Raw genomic sequence first — 18,035 nt, forward strand, 5'->3', positions numbered from 1 at the left:
CTTTGCGAAATCCTCACAACTGCCGTCCAATGGGCGGCAGTTGTGCGTTTTGGGTCACAGCCGCATAAGCAAGTGGCCGTCATAGTGAGCCAATTCCGGCATTGTGCTTGGAACGCCCTTGACGACGCTGTGAAATCTGGGAATCGTGATGCGCGGCATGCGTATGACTGGGGCGTGAGCGAACGGGGGCGAGCGCGGTCGGTGGCTCACGCCCCGGCCTTGAACGTGAACCGCCCCGCAGGACGCTCCCCCTGTGACGCTGCTCCATGGACGAGAAGCTACTGGGGGTAGTTGCCAGATGAGCAAGAAGAACACGCGGCTGCGGGTGGCCCGCATAGCCGCTGCCGCGGTGATCGCGGCCGGCGCCTCGCTGACGGCCGCCGGTGCCGCGCAGGCCGTCGGCCTGGACATCGGCCTGAGCGCCGGCGAGACCGAGGTCGGCGTTTCCGCCTCCTTGAACGGCGACGAAGATCCCACCTCCGGAGTTTCGGGTGACCCGACGGGTGGTGACCCGACGACGGGTGACCCGACGGGTGGTGACCCGACGACGGGTGACCCGACGGGTGGTGACCCGACGGGTGGTGACCCGACGACGGGTGACCCGACGGGTGGTGACCCGACGGGTGGTGACCCGACGACGGGTGACCCGACGGGTGGTGACCCGACGACGGGTGACCCGACGGGTGGTGACCCGACGACGGGTGACCCGACGGGTGGTGACCCGACGACGGGTGACCCGAGCACCGGTGGCAACGGCAACAGCGGTGGCAACGGCAACAGCGGCGGAAACGGCAACAGCGGCGGTTCCACCGACGGCGGCACCACCGATGGCGGCGACGGCACCACCTGCACCCTCGACGGTGACAGCGTGACCTGCGCCGACAACACCGACACCGACAACGCCGGCAGCAGCGAGGTCGTCACCCAGGGTGACACCAAGGAGGAGCTGGCCGAGACCGGTGCCGGCGAGACCATCTTCCTGCTGATCGGCGCCGCCACGATGATCGCGGGCGGTGTCGGCTTCCGCCTGATGCCGCGCCTGGTCGGCGGCGGCCGCAACGCCGCGGTCTGAGGCCCACGCCCGGACACCGGCGCACACAGGGGCCCGCGGCGCACGCGCCGCGGGCCTCCGCGCGTCCGCGTGAGGCCCCGGGAACGTCACAGGGGCCCGTCGCGCCGAAGCGCCTCGGGCCCCTGTGTTCGTCGTATGTGCGCGCCGCGCTACACGGCGGCCTCGTGGACCACCCACGCCACCGCGAGCAGTGCGACCAGCAGGGCGATGAGGGCTGCCGGAGAGACGGCCGCGAAGGGGTTCTCCTGCTGCATGCGGGCACGATGGGCGCGGCAGACGGCACAGCGGCCCTCGCTGACGGGGCCGGCGCAATTGGCGCACACCAGTCGGTCGACTGTCATGCGGTCGCCTCCTCCCAGGCGGCCGGGCGGCCGCTCCATGAACAACGCGCGACAGGGACGGTACGTTCCCGAGCCCCCCGACCACTGTGCCAGTTTCCGGGACGCTCGGCGCGCCCCGCGCGATTCCTGCGACTCCGAAGAGTGACGCATGTGGCCAATGCCTGCTTTGTCCCCCCGTGGTCGGTGAATAAACCCGTCATCCCGGACCGCGGACTGCGCGGGCCGCGGGCATTCGCGTAAGGTCGCCTCCGATCCCCTGTATCCGGAGTGCGACCGTGATCCGATTCGACAACGTCTCCAAGACCTACCCCCGGCAGAACCGTCCTGCACTTCGGGACGTTTCGCTGGAAATCGAGAAGGGTGAGTTCGTCTTCCTGGTGGGCTCCTCCGGCTCCGGGAAGTCGACCTTCCTGCGGCTGATCCTGCGCGAGGAGCGGACGGACACCGGCATGGTGCACGTGCTCGGCAAGGACCTCGCCCGCCTGTCCAACTGGAAGGTGCCGCAGATGCGCCGCCAGTTGGGAACGGTCTTCCAGGACTTCCGCCTGCTGCCCAACAAAACGGTCGCGGAGAACGTGGCGTTCGCCCTCGAGGTGATCGGCAAGCCGCGCGGCACCATCCGCAAGACGGTCCCCGAGGTGCTCGACCTCGTCGGCCTCGGCGGCAAGGAGGACCGCATGCCGGGCGAGCTGTCCGGCGGTGAGCAGCAGCGCGTGGCGATCGCCCGGGCGTTCGTCAACCGCCCGATGCTGCTGATCGCGGACGAGCCCACGGGAAACCTCGACCCGCAGACCTCCGTGGGCATCATGCGGCTGCTGGACCGCATCAACCGGACCGGCACCACGGTGGTGATGGCCACCCACGACCAGAACATCGTCGACCAGATGCGCAAGCGCGTCATCGAGCTCGAGAAGGGGCGACTGGTCCGCGACCAGTCCCGCGGCGTCTACGGCTACCAGCACTGAGCCTGGACCCCGCCCTGCACACCGCGGCCTTCTGAAAGGACAACATGCGCGCCCAGTTCGTGCTCTCGGAGATCGGCGTCGGCCTCCGGCGCAACCTCACCATGACCTTCGCGGTCATCGTCTCCGTGGCCCTCTCGCTCGCGCTCGCCGGCGGCTCGTGGCTCGCCCGCGAGCAGGTCGACTCGATGAAGGGCTACTGGTACGACAAGGTCCAGGTGTCGATCTTCCTCTGCAACAAGAACGACGCCAAGACCGACCCCAACTGCACCAAGGGCGCCGTCACCGAGGAGCAGAAGCAGGACATCGAGAAGCAGCTCAAGGCGCTGCCGCTGGTGGAGAAGTACTTCCACGAGAGCGCGGAGGACGCCTACAAGCACTACAAGGAGCAGTTCTCCGACTCGCCGCTGGCCGACTCCCTCACCCCGGACCAGATGCAGGAGTCTTTCCGGGTCAAGCTCAAGGACCCGACGAAGTTCCAGGTGGTCGCGAGCGCCTTCCAGGGCCGTCCCGGCGTCCAGGAGGTGCAGGACCAAAAGGCCCTGCTGGACAACCTGTTCGGGCTGCTCAACGGCATGACGCTGGCCGCGCTGGTGGTACTGGCGTTCATGCTCGCGGTGGCGATGATGCTGATCGTCAACACGGTGCGCGTTTCGGCCTTCAGCCGGCGCCGTGAGACCGGGATCATGCGGCTGGTCGGCGCCTCCAGCTTCTACATCCAGATGCCGTTCATCATGGAGGCCGCGTTCGCCGGTCTGGTCGGCGGTGGCCTGGCCTGTCTGATGCTGCTGGTGGGCCGCTACTTCCTGATCGACCACGGCCTGTCGCTGCAGACCAAGGTGCCACTGATCAACTTCCTCGGCTGGGGCGAGGTGGCCCAGGTGCTGCCGCTGGTGCTGGTGGTGGGCATGCTGATGCCCGCGCTGGCGGCCCTGATCGCGCTGCGCAAATACCTCAAGGTCTGATTCGCGCCAAGGGCGCCGTACGGCCAACTTTCCGTACAGCGCCCGCTTCTCGCCTAGACTGCCCGACGTGCTGAGCCACTGTCCGCCCGGAAGACAACGCCGTCTGCGCCGCGCCGCGGCGCTGACAGTGGTCTTCGGGGCGGTCCTGGCGACGGGCGCCGCGGCGGGCTCCTTCGGGGGCCTCGGCGCGGAACGGCGGACGCCGCCGAACTCGCGCATCCCGGCCGGCCCCGTCGCCGACATCGACGAGATCGCGGAGGCGATCGCGGCGGGCAAGGTGGGCCCGCAGGCCGCGCAGGCCCTGGTCAGCCGCAGCGGCGACCGCTGGTCCTCCTTCTACACCGCCCAGGAGTACGAGGGCTTCCAGCAGTCCCTGGACGGCCGGTACGTGGGGGTCGGCCTGTGGGTGCGGCGCACCGAAAACGGCCGCATCGGCATCGACCGCGTCCAGTCCGGCAGCCCCGCCGCCCGGGCCGGCGTGCGCGCCGGGGACCGGCTGGTGAGCATCGACGGCACGGAGGTCACCGGCCGTCCCGTCACCGAGGTCGTCGCCCGGCTGCGCGGTTCGGACGCCGCCGGCACCGTCGTGTCCCTGGGCCTGCGGCGCGGTACGCGCTCCTGGGAGGTCTCACCGCGGCGGGCCCTGCTGCCGACGGAGTCCGTTCGGGTGCGGCACGTTCCCGGCGGCGTCACCGTGGTCAAGGTCGACGCCTTCACCAAGGGCGTCGCCGGGCAGGTCCGCCGTGTCCTGGCCGGCCGGCCGGGACACGAGGGCATACTCCTGGACCTGCGCGGCAACTCCGGTGGCCTGGTCACCGAGGCCGTCGGCGTGGCCTCCGCGCTCCTGGACGGCGGCCTGGTCGCCACGTACGACGTCCACGGCAAGCAGCAGGCGCTCTACGCCGCCGACGCGGGCGACACCGACACCCCGCTCGTCGTGCTCGTCGACGGCGGCACGATGAGCGCGGCCGAACTGCTCGCCGGTGCCCTCCAGGACCGCGGCCGTGCCGTCGTCGTGGGCTCCCGCACCTTCGGCAAGGGGTCGGTGCAGATGCCCAGCCGGTTGTCGGACGGCTCGGTCGCCGAACTCACCGTGGGCCACTACCGGCTGCCCGCGGGCCGTCGGGTGGACGGCCGCGGTGTCGAGCCCGACCTGTTGGTCAGCGGTGGCGCGGACGCCGAGTCCGAGGCCCTCGGGGTGCTGGACGGTCTGGGCACGCCGGCCCGCTGACCGGCGCGCAAACCGGTACCCCCGGCCTCGCCGAGGTGCGAGAATGGCGGCGCTATGGCAAAGGAAACGGGTCGCAAGCTGATCGCGCAGAACAAGAAGGCGCGGCACGACTACCACATCCTCGACACCTACGAGGCGGGCCTGGTGCTCACCGGCACCGAGGTGAAGTCGCTGCGCCAGGGACGCGCGTCCCTGGTCGACGGCTTCGGCCAGCTCGACGGGGGCGAGGCGTGGCTGCACAACGTGCACATCCCCGAGTACACGCAGGGGACGTGGACGAACCACTCGGCGCGGCGCAAGCGCAAGCTGCTGCTGCACCGGGCGGAGATCGAGAAGCTCTTCCAGAAGTCGCAGGAGACCGGTCACACGATCGTGCCGCTCTCCCTGTACTTCAAGGACGGCCGGGCGAAGGTCGAGATCGCGCTGGCCAAGGGCAAGAAGGACTACGACAAGCGGCAGACCCTGCGCGAGAAGCAGGACCGCCGCGAGGCGGACCGGGCCATCTCGGCGGCGCGCCGCCGGCAGCGCGGGCAGTGAACGCCGCCCGCGCCCACGCGCGGGAATGCGCTGGCCACCGTGCGCGTTCGTCACGTACGATGGCGGCAGTCCCACCGGACGGTGACCGCCCGGTGAGCAGCTTGAAAAATCAACATGGGGATGATCGGTTTCGACTGGGGATGTCGAAGCAGGGGAAGCGAGCCGAGAAAGCGGCAATGATCTCGTAAACCATATGCCGAAAAAAATAATCGCCAATAACAAGAGCGATTCCTCCGCCTTCGCCCTCGCTGCCTAATTAGCAGCTAGCGAAGACTCCGCGGAGTGTCAGCCCGGGGCTGTTCCCGACCCGGATCCTGGCATCAGCTAGGGGACTAAACCACTGGGCCCGGCCACGGGGCCCGGTGGGAAACCAAACAGTGGCTGGGCCCGTCGGCGGCTTGTCCGCGTGACTGCCGGGGCCGAGAAAAGCACAGCGGACTGCGCTCGGAGAAGCCCTGGTTCCGCACCACAGGACGCGGGTTCGATTCCCGCCATCTCCACTGACCCAACGGAAGGCGATGCCTGCCGCGCACTGCGCGGGAGGCATCGCCTTCCGTCGTTTCCAGGGGCTCACAGAGCGCTTGGGGCGATCCACCGGCGCAGGGATACACGTTCCCCGCACTCACGCGGGCGCCCGGCGCGCCGAGCGTGCACACCGCCGTCACGGGCCTGCCGTTGTGGGAGGGCAAGGCCTTCGTGCTCGCGGTCGCGATGGCCGAGCACACCATGAGCGTGCTCGTCGTCTCGCCGGCCGCGGGGGACGGCGGCGCCCGGCGGCTGACGGCCGGCACGTCAGGCCCGGCGCCGGGCCGTCCGCAGGGAGGCCGCCGCGACCAGCGCGGCGGTGGCCGCGGCGATCGCCGGTATCGCGTACGCGGGCAGCGCGCCCCGCTGCTCCACGACGGACCCCGCGGCGAAGGAGCCCGAGGCGATGCCGCCCAGGAGGGCCGTGACGGCGAGCGTCATCCCCTCGTTGAGGCGGCCGGGAGGGACCTGGCGCTGGATCAGGGCCATGCCGTTGATCATCGTGGGTGCGGTGGCCATGCCCGCCAGCAGCAGCGCGGGGGCCAGCAGCCACAGGCCGCCGAGGGCCGCCGCGGGCAGCGGGCCGAGCATGAGGACGGCCATCAGGGCGACGCTCGCGGCGAACCGGCCCCCGGCGGTGCCGCGGGGCCGGCGCAGCCCGTACAGCAGGCCCGCCACGCACGAACCCGCCGCCTGGAGGGCGAGCACCGCCCCGGCGGCGCCGCGGTGCCCGTGGGCGTCGGCGAAGGCGATCGTGGTGACCTCCAGGGCGCCGAAGACGGCCCCGGTCGCCAGGAACGTCAGCAGGACGGCCGGTACCGCGGCCCGCCCCGCTGCCACGTCCCGGCCGGCCGTGGCCCGCGGCACCGGCGGCGGCTCGGTGCCGCGCTGCGCGGCGAAGAGCAGGATGCCGCCGAAGAGCAGCAGCGCCCCGGTCAGCGTGCCGGCCTCCGGGAACAGAGAGGTGCACAGGAAGGCCGCGAGGACCGGGCCGAGCATGAAGCAGCCCTCGTCCGCGGCCTGCTCGAAGGAGTTGGCGACATGCCGGGCCCGCTCGTCCTCGCGGTACAGGTGCGCCCAGCGCGCCCGCGCCATGCCGCCGGTGTTCGGCGTCGTGGCGGTGGCGGCGTACGCGGCGAACAGCGTCCAGGCCGGGGCGTGCAGCCGTACGCACACCACCAGCGCGAGCGAGCCCAGCGCGGCGAGCCCCGCGGCCGGCACGGCCACCCGGGCCTGGCCGTGCCGGTCGATCAGACGGGCGGTCCACGGGGCCACCACGGCCGTCGCGGCGAGTCCGGTGGCGGTGACCGCCCCGGCCAGCGCGTACGAGCCGTACCCCGCGGCGATCATGACGACCGCACTGACGCCGAACATCCCCATCGGGAGCCGGGCCAGGAGGTTCCCGGTGGTGAAGGCCCGGGTGCCGGGCAGGGCGAAGAGCCGCCGGTAGGGGGCGGCGAAGGCGAGCGCGGTCATGCGATCACTCTCCCGGGGCGCCCCCGGCGCGGTCCAACACCTGATCAGCGCCCATTGACGCGTTCCCGTTGTCAATCGCGGACGTGTTCAATGGACGGATGCCGCACGCCATCGACCCGCGCCTGCTGAGGGCCTTCACCGCCGTCGCGGAGGAGCTGCACTTCACCCAGGCCGCCGCCCGCCTCCACGTCGCCCAGCAGGCGCTGAGCCGGGACGTCCGGCGCCTGGAGCGGGAACTGCGGGCCGAGCTGTTCGTACGGACGACCCGATCGGCGCGGCTGACCGCCGAGGGGGAGCGGCTGCTGCCGTACGCCCGGCGCGTGCTCGCCGCCCACGACGAACTGGCCGCCGCCTTCGCGCCCGCCGGCCGTCCGCTGCTCGTCGACATCGGCGCCCCCGTGGGCACCGGCCACCGGGTGCTGACCGCCGCCCGCGCCGCCGCGCCCGAACTCGAACTGACCGCGCGCTTCCACAGCGGGCTCACCGGCGCCGCTGCCGGGATCCTCGCGGGCCGCCTGGACGTCTCCTTCGGGCGCGCGGCGGGCCTCGCCCCCGCGGTGCTGGACCGGCTGGAGCACCGGCCGGTCCGCTACGAGCGGATGGCGGTGCTGCTCCCGGACGGCCACCGGCTGGCCCCACTCGCCGAGGTGCCGCTCGGCCGGCTCGCCGGGGAGTCCCTCTACGCCGCCGCCGGGAACCCGGACACCGCCGAATGGACGGACCTGGCCCAGCGCCTCTTCCAGGGCCGGGGCATCTCCGTGGCCGCGCCCTTCCCCGCCATCGACGGCCCGGAGGAGTTCGTCCGCCTGGTGCGCAAGCACCGCTGGCCCGTACTGGCCAGCACCGAGTTCATCGACCTGCCCGGCTTCGTCCTGCGCCCGCTCACCGCCCCCGTACCGCTCGCCCCGGTCTCCATGGTGTGGCGGCGCGGACTGCGCCACCCGGGACTGGACGCCCTGCTCCGGACGGCGCGGCGGCTCGCCGACGAGGACGACTGGCTCACCCCGCCGGACGGCGCCTGGCTGCCGGAGCCGGACACCCGCGTGATGGCGCCCCCGGCGCTCACACCGGGACCGCGCACCGGGTGAGAGCAAGGTTGCGTGGCGGTCACCTCAGGCCATCGGGCGGAAACGCGCCGTTCCTACCGTCGTGGGCATCATCCGACGAGCGACATCAGGGCCTGGAGGCGTCATGACTGCCGCGAGCACCACAGCACGCAAGGGCGGCCGCTGGATCGAGCGGTGGGACCCCGAGGACGAGGAGTCCTGGGAGAACGGCGGCCGGCGCGTCGCCCACCGGAACCTGCTCTTCTCCGTCCTGTCCGAGCACGTCGGCTTCTCGGTCTGGACGCTCTGGTCGGTCATGGTGCTCTTCATGGGCCCGGAGTACGGCATCGACCCCGCCGGGAAGTTCTTCCTGGTCGCCATGGCCACGGCGGTCGGCTCCGTGGTCCGCGTCCCGTACACCTTCGCCGTGGCGCGCTTCGGCGGCCGCAACTGGACCGTCCTCAGCGCGCTCATGCTGCTGCTGCCGACGATCGCCGCCGCCGTCGTCATGGAGCCCGGCACCTCCTACGGCACCTTCCTCGCCGTCGCCGCGCTGACCGGTGTCGGCGGCGGCAACTTCGCCTCCTCCATGACCAACATCAACTCCTTCTTCCCGCTGCGGAGGAAGGGCTGGGCACTCGGCCTCAACGCGGGCGGCGGCAACATCGGCGTGCCCGTCGTCCAGCTGGCCGGCCTGCTGGTCATCGGCACGGCCGGCGCCGGTCACCCGCGGCTGCTGCTCGCCGTCTACATCCCGCTCATCGTGGTCGCCGCCACGCTCGCCGCCCTGTACATGGACAACCTGGCGCCCGTGCGGAACGACACCGGCGCGGCCGCCCTGGCGGTGAAGGACGGCCACACCTGGATCATGTCCTTCCTCTACATCGGCACCTTCGGCTCCTTCATCGGCTACAGCTTCGCCTTCGGGCTCGTCCTGCAGAACCAGTTCGCCCGCACCCCGCTGGAGGCCGCGTCCATCACCTTCGTCGGCCCGCTGCTCGGCTCGCTCATCCGCCCCGTCGGCGGGCGGCTCGCCGACGCCTACGGCGGGGCACGGATCACCTTGTGGAACTTCCTGGCGATGGCCGCAGCCACCGCCGTGATCGTCCTCGCCTCGGCACAGAAGTCCCTGACGCTGTTCTCCGCCGCCTTCGTCGCCCTGTTCATCCTGACCGGCCTCGGCAACGGCTCCACGTACAAGATGATCCCGGGCATCTACGCCGCCAAGGCCGCCGCCAAGGGGCTGACCGGTGAGGCCGCGGCCGCCTACGGGCGCCGGCTGTCCGGAGCCGCGATGGGCCTGATCGGCGCCGTCGGCGCGCTCGGCGGCCTCGGCATCAACCTCGCCTTCCGGCAGTCCTTCCTCACCCGGGGCACCGGCACCCCGGCCTTCGTGGCCTTCCTGGCCGTCTACGCGGTCTGCTTCGTGGTCACCTGGGCCGTATACCTGCGCAGGCCCGCGCCGGCTCCCGCTCCGGCGGCCGGGCCCGGTACGAGGGCCGAGCCGGAGCCGCAGCTCTCCTACGCGGAGGTGTAGCCCCGGCCAACTGCGTAACAACGGGGAAATGCCGGTGATCCCGGACCGTCACCGGGGCTTGGAACCATGCGCGGAACGGGGCGCACGACTCCGGGACCCGGGACGGTCCCGGGCCTCCGTTGCACGTGTACCTCCGGCGGAGCGAGGCAGAGCCATGCAAGTGCGACACGCAGACGTCCTTCCCCTGGCGGGCTTCACGGTCGGCGTCACCGCGGCCCGTCGCGCCGACGAACTGTGCGCCCTCCTCGAGCGGCGCGGCGCCGTGGTCATGCGGGCCCCCGCGCTGCGGATCGTCCCGCTGCCGGACGACACCGAACTGCTCGCCGCGACCGAGCGGTTGCTCGACCGCGGCCCCGACGTCGTGGTCGCCACCACGGCGATCGGCTTCCGCGGCTGGATCGAGGCCGCCGACGGCTGGGGGCTCGGCGAGCCCCTTCTGGAACGGCTGCGCCACGTCGAACTGCTCGCCCGCGGCCCCAAGGTGCGCGGCGCGATCCGCGCGGCCGGGCTCAGGGAGTCCTGGTCACCGGCGTCCGAGTCGATGGCGGAGGTCCTGGACCGCCTGCTGGACGAGGGCGTCGCCGGCCGGCGCGTCGGCGTCCAGCTGCACGGGGAGCCGGTGCCCGGCTTCAGTGAGGCGCTGCGCGCGGCCGGCGCGGAGGTCGTCGGCGTCCCCGTCTACCGCTGGATGCCGCCGGAGGACCTCGCGCCGGTCGACCGGCTCATCGACGCGGCCGTCGCGCGCGGGCTGGACGCGGTCACGTTCACCAGCGCCCCCGCGGCGGCCTCCCTGCTGGACCGGGCCGAACGCCGGGGCCTGCGCGGCGAACTACTCGACGCCCTCCGCCACGACATCCTCGCGGCCTGCGTGGGCCCCGTCACGGCGCTCCCGCTGCAGGCCCACGACGTGCCCACCACCCAGCCCGATCGGTTCCGCCTGGGGCCGCTCGTCCAACTGCTCGCCGCGGAGCTCCCGGGGCGGGCGCGCCCCCTCCCCGTCGCCGGGCGGCGCCTGGAGATCCGCGGTCACGCGGTCGTCGTCGACGGGGAGTTGCGGGCCGTCCCCCCGGCCGGGATGGCCCTGCTCCGCACCCTCGCCCGGCGCCCCGGGTGGGTGGTCTCCCGGGCCGACCTGCTCCGGGTGCTGCCGGGGGCGGGACGCGACGAGCACGCCGTGGAGACGGCGATGGCGCGGCTGCGGGCGGCGCTGGGGGTGCCGAAGCTCATCCAGACGGTGGTCAAGCGGGGGTACCGCCTGGCGCTCGATCCGGCCGCGGACGGCAAGTACGCCTCCGCGTGAGCCGTAAGCGGCGCCGTTGTCGTGTGCGGGTCCGTTGCGCCTGCGGCGGGCGGTTCCCCCACCGCCCTCCCGATTGCCCGGCGCGGTCAGTGCGGGCCTCGCACCGTGGGCCTGGGTCGGTGCCGCGCCGGGGCACGTCCCCAGCCTTCGGCCGGGGGGACCCCCACCTCGGGGCTCGCGGTTTACCCCCACGTCATCTGGCGCCGGGTCCGCCGCTCGTCCCCTGCGGGGCACCCCGCCACACCCCTCCCGTCGCATGGCCGGCTGACAGCCGGGCGAGGTGGAGGTAGCGGGCAGTCGTCCCGCAAGGCGGGACGGGTGGGCGCACCCCACCCACCGGCGTGCACACGCCGACGAGACCGTGCGCACCGGGCAGGTGCGGCGCCGTTGTGGGGTTGCGCCAGCCCTCCCCCAGCTACCGCTGGGGGTGCCCCCAGCCTCCGGCGAGCGGCCGACCCGCAACCAGGTCCGGCCGTTGGTCGCGGAACCGGCGGAGGGGGCGGGGGCGTAGGCGTGGGCGTTCTGGACGCTGACGTGTATGTGCTGTGCGGCATCCGGGGTCCGACCTGCACCGCCGCCATGCACATGAATATGCGGTCCAGAATGCCGACCCCGGGGACCCCGACCCTGGCCGACCCAACGCACCCCGCGAGGCGGCAACCAACCGCGCCGGGCAATCGGGAGGGTGGGCGGGGAAACCCCCAACGGCAACCACGACGCACCCGCACGCGGCGACACGGGGTACCCCGCACCCTTCGGGAGGCACTCGCCGAGTGGGCGGGAAACGCCTGGTTGGCGTACGGTGACAGGCTGCCCCGTTCGCCGGGGCGGCGCGCGCGGCGCGTGACGTACGGAAGAACAAGAAGGGGGTCCTGCGTGGCAGCGGTCCGGGACACGGAGATCGCGGTCGAGCAGACGCATCTGGACCGGGTGTACGACCGGCTCGAGGAGAAGATCCACGAGGCGGAGTTCCTCATGGACGACGCCGTCAAACGCGGCCAGGTCGGCACGCCGGGCGCGCTCGCGGAGCGCGACGCCCAGGTGTTCCGGGCGGGGCTGCACCTGAACCGGCTGAACTCGGAGTTCGAGGACTTCCTCTTCGGCCGGATCGACCTGCTGCGGGGCAAGGACGGCAAGAAGGGCCCGGACGGTGCGTTCACCTCGGTGGAGCCCGCGGACGACGCGATCCGGCCCGACGGCATGGCGGACGTCGCCGAAACTCTGCACATCGGGCGGCTCGGCGTGCTGGACGCGGACTACGCGCCGCTGGTGATCGACTGGCGGGCCCCCGCGGCGGCGCCGTTCTACCGGGCGACCCCGGTCGCGCCCGGCCGGGTGGTGCGGCGGCGCGTCATCCGCTCCAAGGGCCGCAAGGTGCTGGGCGTCGAGGACGACCTGCTGCGCCCGGAGCTGACGACGGGACTCCCGGTGGTGGGCGACGGCGCGCTGATGGCCGCGCTGGGCCAGGCGCGCAGCCACACGATGCGGGACATCGTCTCCAGCATCCAGGCCGAGCAGGACGTGGTGATCCGGGCCCCCGCCGCATCCGTCACCGAGGTGACCGGCGGTCCCGGCACGGGGAAGACGGCGGTGGCCCTGCACCGGGCGGCGTACCTGCTGTACCAGGACCGGCGCCGGTACGCGGGCGGCATCCTGGTCGTCAGCCCGACGCCGCTGCTGGTGGCGTACACCGAGGGCGTGCTGCCCTCGCTGGGCGAGGAGGGCCAGGTCGCGATCCGTGCCGTGGGCTCGCTCGTGGACGGCGCCGAGGCCACCACGTACGACGATCCCGCGGTCGCCCGGATCAAGGGCTCGCTGCGGATGCTGAGGGTGTTGCGCAAGGCGGCCCGCGGCGTGCTGGAGCACGGGGCCGGGGCCGGGGCGGGACGCTGCCCGGACCGGCTGCGGGTCGTGGCGTTCGGCCGGCGGCTGGAGCTGGACGCCGAGGAGCTGTCGGGGATCCGGCACTCCGTGCTGGGCGGCACGGCGCCGGTGAACCTGCTGCGGCCCCGGGCCCGCCGCCTGCTGCTGGACGCGCTGTGGCGCAAGGCCGGGCGCCGCTTCGACGACCCGGAGCTGGCCGCCGAGGAGCGGCAGGGCTTCGACGAGGACATCTCCACCGAGCAGGAGTTCACGGACTTCCTGGCCGCGTGGTGGCCGGTGCTGACCCCGCGCGGGGTGCTGGCGGCGCTCTCCGACGAGAAGCGGCTGGGGCGCTGGTCGCGGCGGGTCCTGACGCCGCCCGAGGTGCGCCGTGTGGCGCGCTCGCTGCGCCGTCTGGACGCGGCGGGCAACGGGGCGCTGTCCGTGCACGACGTCGCGATGCTCGACGAGCTGGAGGCGCTGCTGGGCCCGCCGCCGAAGGTGCGCAGCCGCGAGGCGGACCCGCTGGACCACCTGACCGGCCTGGAGGAGGTCACCACCTACGCGGACCGGATGGCGGCCGGGCGGCGCAGCCGGCAGGACCGGCTGGACGCGGAGCGCACGGAGTACGCGCACGTGATCGTCGACGAGGCGCAGGACCTCACCCCGATGCAGTGGCGCATGGTGGGCCGCCGCGGCCGTGCCGCGACCTGGACGGTGGTCGGCGACCCCGCGCAGAGTTCCTGGACCGACCCCGACGAGGCCGCCCTGGCCCGTGACGAGGCCCTGGGCACGCGTCCGCGCCGCCGCTTCACGCTCACGGTGAACTACCGCAACCCGGCAGAGATCGCCGACCTGGCGGCGAAGGTGCTGGCGCTGGCCATGCCGGGCAGCGAATCGCCGCGAGCGGTGCGCTCCACGGGGCTGGTGCCCCGGTTCGTGGTGGCCGCCGACGGGCACCCCGGCGAGGCGGTGCGCGCCGAGGCGGAGCGGATGCTGGGCGAGGTCGAGGGCACCGTGGGCGTGGTCGTGGCCATGGGCCGCCGTGAGGAGGCCCGGCGCTGGCTGGCGGGGCTCGGCGAGCGCGTCGTGGCGCTGGGCAGCCTGGAGGCCAAGGGCCTGGAGTACGACGCGACGCTGGTCGTCTCGCCCGCGGAGATCGCGGACGAGTCCCCGGCCGGCCTGCGGGTGCTGTACGTGGCGCTGACCCGGGCGACCCAGCGGCTGACGGTGCTCTCGGGGGCGCGGGACCTGCCGGACGGCGCCGGCGTCCCGGACCTGCTGCGGGACTGACTGACCCCTCTCATGACGACGGCGGGGCGCCCCTTCGTGAGGGGCGCCCCGCCGGACGTATGTGACACCGACCCGCCATGCTCGCCTCGCGGCAAGTGGGCGCTCGAAGCGCCTAAGGTTGGGCCCGGGGGCTTGGATCGAGCCGGTGCCTCACCCAGGCTAACAAACGATCCGGGATTGTCATTCCGTTCGTGTGCGCCGTTCCGGTGGCGGCTGGGGGAACATTAAGCACGCAAGCTTCCGTTGACACCCATCGCTGCTCGACAGTTTGTCGTAGGCCCCCCGGGTTTACGCGTACCCACCGGTAGGTGGCAGCATCGAGGGCGCACTAAGCAGCGACAGCGGAGGAACAGCGGCCATGGCAACGGCGCCGAGCGTCTCGTACTCAATCACGGTGCGGCTGGAGGTGCCCGCGAGCGGCTCCGCGGTCAGCCAGCTCACCACGGCCGTGGAGGCCTCCGGTGGCGCGGTCCACGGCCTGGACGTGACCGCTTCCGGCCATGAGAAGCTGCGCATCGACGTGACGATCGCCGCCACGTCGACCGCCCACGCGGACGAGATCGTCGCCAAGCTGGCGCAGATCGAGGGCGTCGCGATCGGCAAGGTCTCCGACCGTACGTTCCTGATGCACCTCGGCGGCAAGATCGAGATGGCGTCGAAGCACCCTATCCGCAACCGTGACGACCTCTCCATGGTCTACACGCCAGGTGTGGCCCGGGTCTGCATGGCGATCGCAAAGAACCCCGAGGACGCCCGCCGGCTGACCATCAAGCGCAACAGTGTCGCGGTGGTCACCGACGGCTCGGCCGTGCTGGGCCTCGGCAACATCGGGCCGAAGGCCGCGCTGCCGGTCATGGAGGGCAAGGCGGCGCTCTTCAAGCGCTTCGCGGGCATCGACGCCTGGCCGATCTGCCTGGACACCCAGGACACCGACGCGATCGTGGAGATCGTCAAGGCGATCGCCCCCGGCTTCGCCGGCATCAACCTGGAGGACATCTCGGCGCCCCGCTGCTTCGAGATCGAGGCCCGGCTGCGCGAGGCCCTCGACATCCCGGTGTTCCACGACGACCAGCACGGCACCGCCATCGTGGTGCTCGCGGCGCTCACCAACGCGCTGCGCGTGGTCGGCAAGCAGGCCGGCGACGTACGGGTCGTCATGTCGGGCGCAGGCGCGGCCGGCACGGCCATCCTGAAGCTGCTGCTCGCGGCGGGCGTCAAGCACGCCGTCGTGGCCGACATCCACGGCGTCGTGCACAGCGGCCGGGAGGACCTGGTCGCGGCCGGCCCAGAGTCGGCGCTGCGCTGGATCGCGGACAACACCAACCCGGAGGAGATCACCGGGACGCTGAAGGAGGCGGTGCGCGGCGCGGACGTCTTCATCGGCGTCTCCGCCCCCAACGTCCTGGAGGGCGAGGACGTCGCGGCCATGGCCGACGGTGCCATCGTCTTCGCCCTGGCCAACCCCGACCCCGAGGTGGACCCGGCGGTCGCCCGGGAGACCGCCGCGGTGGTCGCCACGGGGCGCAGCGACTTCCCCAACCAGATCAACAACGTGCTGGTCTTCCCGGGTGTCTTCCGTGGACTGCTGGACGCCCAGAGCCGTACGGTGAACACCGACATGATGCTCGCGGCGGCGGCCGCCCTCGCGGACGTCGTCACGGAGGACGAGCTCAACCCGAACTACATCATCCCGAGCGTCTTCAACGACAAGGTCGCGGGCGCCGTCGCGGGCGCCGTCCGCGAGGCGGCGAAGTCGCACGGCCTCCCCGCGACGTCGTGACGACGGAGCGTCATCGAGCCGTACACGACCCGCTTTTTGTGTGACTCTCCCGGGTGCCGGATTGGCGTTTCCCCCAGAAATAGGGGCAGGATGCGTACCTGGGCGGTGAGGGCCGCACCGCAGAAGCGCGATGAGCGTCTTCACAATGCGTCTTCCCCGACGGTCGACGTTGGGGGTTTCCATGCAAGGAGTACTTAGATGAACCGCAGTGAGCTGGTGGCCGCGCTGTCCGAGCGCGCCGAGGTGACCCGCAAGGACGCCGACGCCGTTCTGGCCGCGTTCGCCGAGGTTGTCGGCGAGATCGTCGCCAAGGGCGACGAGAAGGTCACCATCCCCGGCTTCCTCACCTTCGAGCGCAGCCACCGCGCCGCGCGCACCGCGCGCAACCCGCAGACCGGTGACCCGATCCAGATCCCGGCCGGTTACAGCGTGAAGGTCTCCGCGGGCTCGAAGCTCAAGGAAGCCGCCAAGGGCAAGTAATTCCGCGCGCCGACGCGACATGTGGAAGGGCGGCCCCCCCGCGGGGAGGCCGCCCTTCCGTGTGTCCGCAAGGGTGCCGGGTCAGTCGGTGCCGGGCAGCTCGACCTTGGCGCCGAGCTTCTCCAGCTTCTGCATGAAGTTCTCGTATCCGCGGTTGATCAGGTCGATGCCGTGCACCCGCGAGGTGCCCTGCGCGGCCAGGGCCGCGATCAGGTACGAGAAGCCGCCGCGCAGGTCCGGGATGACGAGGTCGGCGCCCTGCAGCCTGGTGGGGCCGCTGACGACCGCGGAGTGCAGGAAGTTGCGCTGGCCGAAGCGGCAGGGGGTGCCGCCCAGGCACTCGCGGTAGAGCTGGATGTGGGCACCCATCTGGTTGAGCGCCGAGGTGAAGCCCAGCCGGGACTCGTACACCGTCTCGTGGACGATGGACAGGCCCGAGGCCTGGGTGAGGGCCACGACCAGGGGCTGCTGCCAGTCGGTCTGGAAGCCGGGGTGGACGTCGGTCTCCAGGGCGATGGCGTTCAGCGGGCCGCCGGGGTGCCAGAAGCGGATGCCGTGGTCGTCGACCTCGAACGCGCCGCCCACCTTGCGGAAGACGTTGAGGAAGGTCATCATCTCGCGCTGGCTGGCGCCGCGGACGTAGACGTTGCCCTCGGTCGCCAGGGCCGCGCAGGCCCAGGAGGCGGCCTCCAGGCGGTCCGGGAGGGCGCGGTGGTTGTAGCCGCCGAGCTTGTCCACGCCGGTGATGTGGATGGTGCGGTTGGTGCCCATCGTGATGATGGCGCCCATCTTCTGCAGGACGCAGATGAGGTCCTCGATCTCCGGCTCGATCGCGGCGTTGCTCAGCTCGGTGACGCCCTCGGCCAGGACGGCCGTCAGCAGTACCTGCTCGGTCGCGCCGACCGACGGGTACGGGAGCTCGATCTTGCAGCCGCGCAGCCGCTGCGGGGCCTCCAGGTACTGGCCCTCGGGGCGCTTCTCGATGACCGCGCCGAACTTGCGCAGCACGTCGAAGTGGAAGTCGATCGGCCGGCCACCGATGTCGCAGCCGCCCAGGCCCGGGATGAAGGCGTGGCCGAGACGGTGCAGCAGGGGCCCGCAGAACAGGATCGGGATCCGCGAGGAGCCCGCGTGCGCGTCGATGTCGGCGACGTTCGCGCTCTCCACCTTGGACGGGTCGAGCACCAGCTCCCCGGGCTCGTCGCCGGCCTGCACCGTCACCCCGTGCAGCTGCAGCAGGCCCCGCACGACGCGCACGTCGCGGATGTCGGGCACGTTGCGCAGCCGGCTGGGTTCGCTGCCCAGCAGCGCGGCCACCATCGCCTTGGGCACGAGGTTCTTCGCACCGCGGACATGGATCTCCCCCTCGAGGGGGGTGCCACCGTGGACGAGCAGTACGTCGTTAAGGCCGGTCATTGCTCTCGCGTTCCTGGAGACGGGCAGAAAGGAAGCTCGGTCCCCGCAGGCACCAAGCAGAAATGGTAATCGGCCTTCCGGCGCCGGGAAGAGGGCTGTGAGGTCCCACTCATGTAATGGGTTCGCTACAGCACCCTGCGCGTTCGCGCCGTCCCGGAGGGTCGCCGTCGCGGCGGCCCGCCCCCGGTCCCGGCGCCCGAAAAGGGTGCGG

General features: G+C 72.2%; 14 protein-coding genes and 1 other RNA gene. 12 read left to right on the forward strand and 3 right to left on the reverse strand.

Annotation, left to right across the window (positions count from 1 at the left end):
* Positions 1 to 298 precede the first annotated feature (298 nt).
* On the forward strand, positions 299 to 1,072 hold the full coding sequence (locus AC3EUJ_RS04545) for a hypothetical protein (RefSeq protein ID WP_488180940.1): 774 nt from the start codon (positions 299 to 301) through the stop codon (positions 1,070 to 1,072).
* A 149-nt stretch (positions 1,073 to 1,221) separates the two neighbouring features.
* On the opposite strand, the gene AC3EUJ_RS04550 is transcribed toward AC3EUJ_RS04545, so the two are convergent.
* A complete protein-coding gene (locus tag AC3EUJ_RS04550; RefSeq protein WP_406265207.1) occupies positions 1,222 to 1,413 on the reverse strand; it encodes a hypothetical protein in 192 nt (63 codons plus the stop codon).
* 275 nt (positions 1,414 to 1,688) lie between these two features.
* Here AC3EUJ_RS04550 and ftsE point away from each other — a divergent pair, with 275 nt between their 5' ends.
* The 5 genes from ftsE to ssrA all read left to right on the forward strand — a co-directional run bounded on the left by ftsE (position 1,689) and on the right by ssrA (position 5,611).
* Positions 1,689 to 2,378, forward strand: a complete 690-nt coding sequence (ftsE, locus tag AC3EUJ_RS04555; RefSeq protein ID WP_431959619.1) for a cell division ATP-binding protein FtsE — start codon at positions 1,689 to 1,691, stop codon at positions 2,376 to 2,378.
* 44 nt (positions 2,379 to 2,422) lie between these two features.
* On the forward strand, positions 2,423 to 3,340 hold the full coding sequence (gene ftsX, locus AC3EUJ_RS04560; RefSeq protein WP_431959620.1) for a permease-like cell division protein FtsX: 918 nt from the start codon (positions 2,423 to 2,425) through the stop codon (positions 3,338 to 3,340).
* 67 nt (positions 3,341 to 3,407) lie between these two features.
* Positions 3,408 to 4,571, forward strand: coding sequence for a S41 family peptidase (locus AC3EUJ_RS04565; protein WP_431959621.1), 1,164 nt, complete (start codon positions 3,408 to 3,410; stop codon positions 4,569 to 4,571).
* A 54-nt stretch (positions 4,572 to 4,625) separates the two neighbouring features.
* Entirely contained in the window at positions 4,626 to 5,108 is a 483-nt protein-coding gene (gene smpB, locus AC3EUJ_RS04570) for an SsrA-binding protein SmpB (RefSeq protein ID WP_431959622.1), read from the forward strand.
* A gap of 116 nt (positions 5,109 to 5,224) precedes the next feature.
* Positions 5,225 to 5,611, forward strand: a transfer-messenger RNA (tmRNA) gene (ssrA, locus tag AC3EUJ_RS04575).
* Between the two features lie 289 nt (positions 5,612 to 5,900).
* On the opposite strand, the gene AC3EUJ_RS04580 is transcribed toward ssrA, so the two are convergent.
* Positions 5,901 to 7,109 (reverse strand): MFS transporter, encoded by a 1,209-nt coding sequence (locus tag AC3EUJ_RS04580; RefSeq protein ID WP_431959623.1) that lies wholly within the window; start codon positions 7,107 to 7,109, stop codon positions 5,901 to 5,903.
* A gap of 98 nt (positions 7,110 to 7,207) precedes the next feature.
* Here AC3EUJ_RS04580 and AC3EUJ_RS04585 point away from each other — a divergent pair, with 98 nt between their 5' ends.
* The 6 genes from AC3EUJ_RS04585 to AC3EUJ_RS04610 all read left to right on the forward strand — a co-directional run bounded on the left by AC3EUJ_RS04585 (position 7,208) and on the right by AC3EUJ_RS04610 (position 16,408).
* Positions 7,208 to 8,197, forward strand: coding sequence for a LysR family transcriptional regulator (locus AC3EUJ_RS04585; RefSeq protein ID WP_431959624.1), 990 nt, complete (start codon positions 7,208 to 7,210; stop codon positions 8,195 to 8,197).
* A 103-nt stretch (positions 8,198 to 8,300) separates the two neighbouring features.
* A complete protein-coding gene (locus AC3EUJ_RS04590) occupies positions 8,301 to 9,692 on the forward strand; it encodes a nitrate/nitrite transporter (protein ID WP_431959625.1) in 1,392 nt (463 codons plus the stop codon).
* A gap of 154 nt (positions 9,693 to 9,846) precedes the next feature.
* The gene (locus AC3EUJ_RS04595) at positions 9,847 to 10,992 is read left to right on the forward strand and encodes a uroporphyrinogen-III synthase (RefSeq protein ID WP_431959626.1); all 1,146 of its coding nucleotides are present in this window, start codon (positions 9,847 to 9,849) and stop codon (positions 10,990 to 10,992) included.
* An 876-nt stretch (positions 10,993 to 11,868) separates the two neighbouring features.
* Positions 11,869 to 14,148: a HelD family protein gene (locus tag AC3EUJ_RS04600; RefSeq protein ID WP_431959627.1), complete on the forward strand. Its 2,280-nt coding sequence runs from the start codon at positions 11,869 to 11,871 to the stop codon at positions 14,146 to 14,148.
* A 358-nt stretch (positions 14,149 to 14,506) separates the two neighbouring features.
* Positions 14,507 to 15,928: an NAD-dependent malic enzyme gene (locus AC3EUJ_RS04605; RefSeq protein WP_431959628.1), complete on the forward strand. Its 1,422-nt coding sequence runs from the start codon at positions 14,507 to 14,509 to the stop codon at positions 15,926 to 15,928.
* Positions 15,929 to 16,126: 198 nt separating this feature from the next.
* Positions 16,127 to 16,408 (forward strand): HU family DNA-binding protein, encoded by a 282-nt coding sequence (locus tag AC3EUJ_RS04610; protein ID WP_018564081.1) that lies wholly within the window; start codon positions 16,127 to 16,129, stop codon positions 16,406 to 16,408.
* 81 nt (positions 16,409 to 16,489) lie between these two features.
* On the opposite strand, the gene murA is transcribed toward AC3EUJ_RS04610, so the two are convergent.
* Positions 16,490 to 17,824, reverse strand: a complete 1,335-nt coding sequence (murA, locus tag AC3EUJ_RS04615; protein ID WP_431959629.1) for a UDP-N-acetylglucosamine 1-carboxyvinyltransferase — start codon at positions 17,822 to 17,824, stop codon at positions 16,490 to 16,492.
* Positions 17,825 to 18,035 lie beyond the last annotated feature (211 nt).

The sequence above is a fragment of the Actinacidiphila sp. bgisy160 genome (assembly GCF_057707815.1).

What these genes read in the sequence shown, in the direction of transcription:
- smpB (WP_431959622.1), top strand. Translation starts at nt 4,626, where the DNA reads ATGGCAAAGGAAACGGGTCGCAAGCTGATCGCGCAGAACAAGAAGGCG.
- ftsX (WP_431959620.1), top strand. Translation starts at nt 2,423, where the DNA reads ATGCGCGCCCAGTTCGTGCTCTCGGAGATCGGCGTCGGCCTCCGGCGC.
- AC3EUJ_RS04610 (WP_018564081.1), top strand. Translation starts at nt 16,127, where the DNA reads ATGAACCGCAGTGAGCTGGTGGCCGCGCTGTCCGAGCGCGCCGAGGTG.
- AC3EUJ_RS04550 (WP_406265207.1), bottom strand. Translation starts at nt 1,413, where the DNA reads ATGACAGTCGACCGACTGGTGTGCGCCAATTGCGCCGGCCCCGTCAGC.
- AC3EUJ_RS04580 (WP_431959623.1), bottom strand. Translation starts at nt 7,109, where the DNA reads ATGACCGCGCTCGCCTTCGCCGCCCCCTACCGGCGGCTCTTCGCCCTG.
- AC3EUJ_RS04605 (WP_431959628.1), top strand. Translation starts at nt 14,507, where the DNA reads ATGGCAACGGCGCCGAGCGTCTCGTACTCAATCACGGTGCGGCTGGAG.
- AC3EUJ_RS04595 (WP_431959626.1), top strand. Translation starts at nt 9,847, where the DNA reads ATGCAAGTGCGACACGCAGACGTCCTTCCCCTGGCGGGCTTCACGGTC.
- AC3EUJ_RS04545 (WP_488180940.1), top strand. Translation starts at nt 299, where the DNA reads ATGAGCAAGAAGAACACGCGGCTGCGGGTGGCCCGCATAGCCGCTGCC.
- AC3EUJ_RS04585 (WP_431959624.1), top strand. Translation starts at nt 7,208, where the DNA reads ATGCCGCACGCCATCGACCCGCGCCTGCTGAGGGCCTTCACCGCCGTC.
- AC3EUJ_RS04590 (WP_431959625.1), top strand. Translation starts at nt 8,301, where the DNA reads ATGACTGCCGCGAGCACCACAGCACGCAAGGGCGGCCGCTGGATCGAG.
- murA (WP_431959629.1), bottom strand. Translation starts at nt 17,824, where the DNA reads ATGACCGGCCTTAACGACGTACTGCTCGTCCACGGTGGCACCCCCCTC.